This window comes from Pseudochrobactrum sp. AO18b (assembly GCF_000409565.1).
Taxonomy (GTDB): Bacteria; Pseudomonadota; Alphaproteobacteria; order Rhizobiales; family Rhizobiaceae; genus Pseudochrobactrum; species Pseudochrobactrum saccharolyticum.
The window spans coordinates 1-7,243 of record NZ_ANNO01000310.1; the positions used below are offsets into that span (position 1 = coordinate 1).

Annotated in this window: 4 protein-coding genes and 1 pseudogene; all 5 read left to right on the forward strand. The window is 53.0% G+C overall.

What is annotated here, in order from left to right; translation table 11 throughout:
* Positions 1-783: pseudogene (locus A918_RS0112380) on the forward strand (cell division protein FtsZ); the annotation flags it as partial.
* 157 nt (positions 784-940) lie between these two features.
* A complete protein-coding gene (lpxC, locus tag A918_RS0112385; protein WP_022711374.1) occupies positions 941-1,801 on the forward strand; it encodes a UDP-3-O-acyl-N-acetylglucosamine deacetylase in 861 nt (286 codons plus the stop codon).
* A gap of 385 nt (positions 1,802-2,186) precedes the next feature.
* Positions 2,187-3,023, forward strand: a complete 837-nt coding sequence (locus A918_RS0112390; protein WP_051139041.1) for an outer membrane protein assembly factor BamD — start codon at positions 2,187-2,189, stop codon at positions 3,021-3,023.
* Positions 3,024-3,142: 119 nt separating this feature from the next.
* Positions 3,143-4,822 (forward strand): DNA repair protein RecN, encoded by a 1,680-nt coding sequence (gene recN / locus A918_RS0112395; protein ID WP_022711376.1) that lies wholly within the window; start codon positions 3,143-3,145, stop codon positions 4,820-4,822.
* A 70-nt stretch (positions 4,823-4,892) separates the two neighbouring features.
* Entirely contained in the window at positions 4,893-7,043 is a 2,151-nt protein-coding gene (ligA, locus tag A918_RS0112400) for an NAD-dependent DNA ligase LigA (protein ID WP_022711377.1), read from the forward strand.
* Positions 7,044-7,243 lie beyond the last annotated feature (200 nt).

The window sequence follows — 7,243 nt, forward strand, 5'->3', positions numbered from 1 at the left end:
CCTGCGCCGCTGGAATTTCGCCAGCCAGCGAAACCAGTAGCTAAACCAGCTCCGCAGCCAGCCGCTCAGGCTCCTGTTCAGCAGCCTGTTGCTCAGGCTAAACCTGTTGAACACGCCGCTCCGGCTCAGCAGTCCCTGCATCTGGGTGAAGGTGAGCAGCGCTCCTATGCGCCGCCAGCCGCTACCAATGATGCTGCTTTCCAGCCGCAGAGCCGTATTTTTCAGGCACCTGCACCGGATATGATGGAAATGCGTCAGCAGCCAGCCGCTCCGCGCCCGCAGATGCAGGCTCCGGTTCAGCCGCAGATGCAGCAGCCAGCTCATAATCTGGCACCTCAGCCGCAGTTCCAGCCGCAGCAGCACATGGATCCGGCTCTGGCTCCGCAGCAGCCGCGTCAGGCTCCGCGTATGCCAAGCGTATCGGACTTTCCTCCGGCTGTTCAGGCGGAAATGAATGCCCGTCGCGCACCGGCTCCGCAGCCGGCACAGCAGGCACATGAAGAACGCGGTCCGCTTGGTCTGCTGCGTCGTCTGACTGCCAGCCTGTCCCGTCGTGATGATGAACAGCCGACTGCCCGTCTGGAACCGGCTCAGAAACGTGAAATGCCAGCCGCTCCGATGCAGGCTCGTGCCCCTGAACAGCGTCGTCCGCTGTCGCAGGATGCCTCGATCTACGCACCGCGTAACGGTCAGCTTGACAGTCAGGGTCGTGCACAGCCGCGCATGGCTTCTGAAGATGATCAGCTTGAAATTCCGGCGTTCCTGCGCCGTCAGGCCAACTGATCTGATAAAATACCTTTTGCTTAAATTTCACCGCGTTCTCATCAGGGACGCGGTGTTTTTTTGTTTTAAGGCTGGTGTTTTATCGGGAAACAAGATTGAGCCTTGAGGCTGTGCGTCCTATATGAAACTGGCAGATAAGACAGGAAACAGGATTGTTATGAAAACTATGCAGCAAACAATAGCCGGATCATTCCCGCTCTCGGGATTTGGTGTGCATGGCGGCAAACCTGTTACGCTGGATATCAGTCCGGCGCCTGTGAACCACGGTATTGTTTTTATTCGTCACAATAGTGAGGGGCGGCGTGAGAGCATTCCTGCATTGTCTGCTTCGCTTGGTTCGACAACGCTGAATACGTCTATCGGTTCAGCTGATTTCGGTGTCAGCACGATTGAACATCTGATGGCAGCGATTGCAGCGCTTGGCATTGATAATCTGACTATTGCAATTGACGGCCCTGAAGTGCCGATCCTCGGTGGCGGTTCGGCTGAATTTATCAGTGCATTCCGCAAGGCCGGATTAGTGAAGCAGGACGCCCCGCGTCAGTATCTGACTATTTTGAAACCCGTGCATGTGGAAGATGGACAGAACTGGGCAGAGTTTGTACCGCATAACGGTACCCGCTATGAGGTGGAAATTGATTTTCCTGTCGCCTCTATCGGCCGCCAGTCTTTCAGCTTTGATCTTGATGCGGATGTTTTTGAGCGTGAAATCGCTAAAGCACGCACTTTCGGTTTTATGCGCGATGTAGAAAAGCTGCGCTCCATGGGGCTGGCGCTTGGCTCGTCGCTGGAAAATTCCATTGCTATCGGCGATGAGGGCGAGGTGCTTAATCCTGACGGGCTGCACTATGCGGACGAATTCGTGCGCCATAAATTGCTGGATTCTGTCGGTGATCTGGCGTTGGCAGGGCATCCGTTTCGTGGCCTGTTCCGCTCCTATCGCGGCGGTCATAAGCTGAATGCGCTTCTGGTGAAGACATTGCTGGAAAAACCGGATCATTTCCAGATGGAAAGCTGAGTTTTTGTTATCTGAAGAACACAGCGCGCAACTATAAATGATAATCAGGACAAATTACTCAATGATTCTTTGAGAGTCTGTTCTGTCAGCCTTAATTGAGCCGCGAACACATGCAGTGTGATGGCGGTTTGTAAGAGATTTTGCTGTTTTATGACTGTACGGGTTGAAAAAGTCGTGTCTGGCAGGCATTGCAGTCTCGAAGCAGTGCGAATAAACTTGTATTAACATTGCCGATTGTTCTCAGCTATGGTTTATGAACCCTCTGACACAGGAATGATTTGCCCATGATTTGTGTTGCCGAAACACCGGAGACAGCATGACGATTTCTAAATTCCCAGATACTGCAGCCAATATTACTGGTGCTGAGGGTTCTCAAATTCGTAAAATGACCAAGCTGGCTATGGCGACCAGTGCTGTCGTGCTGACAATGGCGCTTGCAGGTTGTGCCTCCGGTGACAAAGATGTTGACCTGTCCAAATATGTCGAGAGCATTGATCCGGCTGACAAGCTTTATAATGAAGGTCTTGCCAATCTCGAAGCCGGACGTCTGGACGAAGCGTCGAAGAAATTCGCCGCTGTTGACCGTCAGCATCCTTACACAGAATATGCGCGTAAATCGCTGGTGATGTCCGCATTCACCAATTACCGCAAAGGTAATTATGAAGAAGCCATTTCAATGGCCAAGCGCTACAACACGCTTTATCCGACTTCGGATGAATCCGCTTATGCCTATTACATCATCGGCCTGAGCTATTTCCGTCAGATTCCGGATGTAACGCGCGATCAGGCGGCAAGCCGCCGTGCGATTGCTGCGATGCAGGAAGTTGTCGATCGTTTCCCGAAATCGGAATATGTTGAAGACGCCAAGACCAAGATCCGCTTTGCCCGCGATCAGCTCGCCGGTAAGGATATGCAGGTCGGCCGTTACTATCTTGAGCGCAAGGAATATCTCGGCGCGATCAAGCGTTTCCGCAATGTGGTTGAGGAATATTCCAACACCCGTCAGGTGGAAGAAGCGCTGGCTCGTCTGACCGAGGCTTATTTTGCACTGGGTCTGACCTCTGAAGCGCAGACTGCTGCTGCGGTTCTGGGTAAGAACTTCCCGGACAGCCCTTGGTATAAAGATTCCTATAAGCTCTTACAGGGTGGTGGTCTTGAGCCGCGTGAAAACACCGGTTCGTGGCTTTCCAAAGCATCTTCGCTCATCACTGGCGGCGCTTAATGAAAACAGAGCAAGTTGTGATTACAAGATAATTTCAGCTTGCTCTGCTTTATTGTTTCCCCGCATTTATACGATGCCAAATGTGGCCATTTGACTGTAAAATGCTATAAAAGGCAGCCATGCTAGCGCAACTGTCGATCCGCGATATTGTCCTGATTGAGAAACTCGATATCGAGTTTCAAAAAGGCCTGTCTGTCCTCACCGGTGAAACCGGTGCGGGTAAATCTATTTTGCTCGACAGTTTGTCTCTGGCGCTTGGTGCCAGAGGCGATGCTTCCCTTGTGCGCCATGGAGCGGAGCAGGGGCAGGTGACGGCGGTGTTTGATGTCGGCATCAATCATCCCGCCCGTAATTTTCTCAAGGATAATGAAATCAATGATGACGGCGACATTATTCTGCGCCGTGTGCAGAATAGTGACGGCCGTTCGCGTGTCTTCATCAATGATCAGGCAGCAAGCGTTGGTTTGCTGCGTGAGCTTGGCCGCCATCTGGTGGAAATCCACGGCCAGCATGATGACCGTGCGCTGATCGATACAGATTTGCATCGCACATTGCTGGATGCATTTGGCGGGCTGGACGGGCAGACTTTGCAGCTGCGTCGCTTGTACAAGCAATGGCGCGACAGTGAGAGTGCTCTGGTCAAACATCGTGCCAAGGTGGAAGCCGCAGCGCGTGAGGCGGATTATTTGCGCGCCTCGGCTGAAGAGCTAGATAAGCTCAATCCACAAGAAGACGAAGAAGATGAGCTGGCTGAAAAGCGCTCTATCATGATGAAGTCCGAGAAGATCGCGACAGATGTGAGCGAAGCCAATGATCTGTTGTCCGGTCATGAATCGCCGGTGCCGACTTTGGCCGCATTGGTGCGCCGTCTTGAGCGCAAAATGCCGGAAGCACCGCATCTGCTGGAGCCGGTGATTAAAGCGATTGACGAGGCGCTGGATCGCCTAGGTGATGCGCAGAGCGGTATTGATACGGCAATGCGCGAGATTGATTTTGATCCGCGTGTGCTGGAGACAGTGGAAGAGCGTCTTTTTGCGCTGCGTGCAGCTTCGCGTAAATTCTCTGTGCCGGTGGCCAATCTGGCTGCATTGCGCGACAAGATGGATGCGGATTTGCAGGATCTGGATGCCGGTGCGGAAAAGCTGGAGCAGCTGGAGAAGCAGGCTCAGGAAAATCGCCTAATTTATGACACGGCAGCGGCTGCATTGTCGGCAGAGCGCGCACAGGTTGCGCAGTCGCTGACGCAGGCTGTGATGCAGGAATTGCCGGCGCTGAAGCTGGAGCGTGCGGAATTTATCGTTAATATCGAAACCGATGCGGAAAACCGCAGTGCTGAAGGTATTGATGTTGTTGAATATTGGGTGCGTACCAATCCGGGAACACGCGCAGGGCCAATGATGAAAGTGGCCTCGGGCGGTGAATTGTCCCGTTTCCTGCTGGCGCTCAAGGTTGCTCTTGCTGATCGCGGTTCGGCACCAACACTGGTATTCGACGAAATTGATACGGGTGTGGGCGGTGCAGTGGCTGATGCGATTGGTCAGCGTCTTGCACGGCTGTCATCCAATGTGCAGGTGCTTTCTGTCACTCATGCGCCGCAGGTGGCCGCCCGTGCGACAACGCATTTCCTGATCGCCAAGGCGCAAGGGGAGAGCGAACAGATGCGCACCTCTATCCGCACCATGGAAGTGGCTGAGCGTCAGGAAGAAATCGCGCGTATGCTGGCCGGTGCCAGTGTGACTGATGAAGCCCGTGCTGCTGCCGAGCGCTTGCTGCGGGAAAACGGTGCTCTGACTGCATAAAATTCAGTCTTGAGCGTTTGATTTTCATCACCTGTGTTATATTGAATCCGTAAACGGAGACGGGTTGAATATGAGTGAAATCAGCGTTGAAAATTTGAGCGAAGAACAGGCCGCAGCTGAGCTTGAATTGCTGGCTAAAACCATCGCTGAGCATGATTTTCTCTATAATACGCAGGATGCGCCGACAATTTCCGATGCGGAATATGATGCTCTGCGTCGCCGCAATCAGGCAATTGAGCAACGTTTTCCGCATTTGATCCGCGAAGATTCGCCGTCGCTGAAAGTCGGTGCAGCGGTTTCCGAGAAATTCTCCAAAATCACCCATAATGTGCCGATGCTGTCGCTGGATAATGCGTTCAGTGATGAGGATGTCGGCGAGTTTGTCGGGCGTATTTACCGTTTTCTCAAGCTCTTTCCGGGAAGCCCGCTCGGTATTACCGCAGAGCCGAAGATTGACGGGCTGTCGCTCTCGCTGCGTTATGAGCAGGGGCGGCTGGTGAGTGCTGCGACACGCGGCGATGGCTCTGTAGGCGAGAATGTCACCAATAATGCGCGTACAATTGCCGATATTCCGCAGGTGTTGAAAGGCGATGCGCCGGATGTGCTGGAAGTGCGCGGTGAAGTCTATATGAGCCATGCCGATTTTGCGGCGCTTAATGAAAAACAGGAAAAAGACGGTAAACCGGTTTTTGCCAATCCGCGCAATGCGGCAGCAGGATCGCTGCGCCAGCTGGACAGCAAAATCACCGCCAGCCGTGTGTTGCGTTTTTTCGCCTATGCATGGGGTGAGGTGAGCGAAATGCCTGCCACCACACAAATGGGTATGGTGGAAAAGTTCAAATCCTATGGTTTCACCATCAATCCGCTGATGCGTCGTTTTGAGAGCGTGCCGGAACTGGTTGCCCATTATCATGCGATTGAAGAACAGCGTGCCACCCTCGGTTATGACATTGATGGCGTGGTCTATAAGATTGACGATTTGGCCTTGCAGCAGCGCCTTGGTTTTATCTCGCGCAGCCCACGCTGGGCGATTGCGCATAAATTTCCGGCAGAGCGTGCTTTCACCATTCTCAAAGGTATTGATATTCAGGTCGGGCGAACCGGCGCTTTAACACCGGTGGCGCGTCTGGAGCCGATCACTGTCGGGGGCGTGGTGGTGACCAATGCCACGCTGCATAATGAGGATTATATTCGCGGATTTGACCAGAAGGGCAATGTACTGCGTGAAGGGCGTGATATCCGCGTCGGCGATACCGTCATAATTCAGCGCGCCGGTGATGTGATCCCGCAGATTGTGGATATTGTCGCCGATAAACGCCCTGCGGAGAGTGTTGCCTATGAATTCCCGCGTCTGTGCCCTGTCTGCGGCAGCCATACGGTGCGCGAAGAAGGTGAGGCTGTACGCCGTTGCACCGGTGGTCTGATTTGTGAGGCGCAGGCAGTTGAACGCATTCGCCATTTCGTTTCGCGTAATGCTTTTGACATTGAAGGTTTGGGCGAAAAGCAGGTCGAATTCTTCTTCAACGCTGAGGATGAAAGTTTAAAAATCCGCACACCGGCAGATATTTTCACGCTGGAAAAACGACAGGCTGTATCGCTAAAGAAGCTGGAAAATATTGAAGGTTTCGGTGCGACATCGGTGAAGAAACTCTATGCTGCGATTAATGAGCGGCGTGAGATTGCGTTGAGCCGTTTTCTGTTCGGGCTTGGTATCCGCCATGTCGGTGAGGTCAATGCCAAGAAACTCGCTCGTGCCTTTGGTTCTTATGCCAAGCTGGCAGAAGTGGCACAGGCCGCTCTGGTGCCGCATGATAAGGGCGACAAGGGCAGTGATGCATGGCGTGACCTGACGGATGTGGAAGGCATCGGCACAATTGTTGCTGAAGCGATTGTGGATTTCTATCAGGAGCCGCATAACACAGAAGTGCTTAGCGCATTGCTGGCAGAGGTAATACCGCTGGATGAAGTTCACGAAATCGTGAGCGGCTCACCGGTTGCCGGTAAAACCATCGTTTTCACCGGATCACTGGTGCGCATGTCACGTGATGAAGCCAAGACCATGGCGGAGCGCTATGGCGCAAAAGCAGCGGGTTCTGTTTCAAAAAAGACAGATCTGGTGGTGGCAGGGCCGGGGGCAGGCTCAAAACTCACCAAAGCTGCCGAATTGGGCATTGAGGTGATCGACGAAGATGCGTGGTTTACGCTCGTTGGTGCGGATTAAATATTACCTTTTATGACAGGGCAGGTGTGTCTGCCCTGCACTTGATTGGTTTTATGCATCAGCCTATTCATAACCAGTGTGGGAACGGAGAGCAGTTTTCTGCTTTAGTCCATTCCTCAAATGTAAACGCGGGCTTTAAGGCGCGTTTGAAAAATACTGGTAATGATGATGGATGGATGTAATCCAAAAATCCCTTCTTG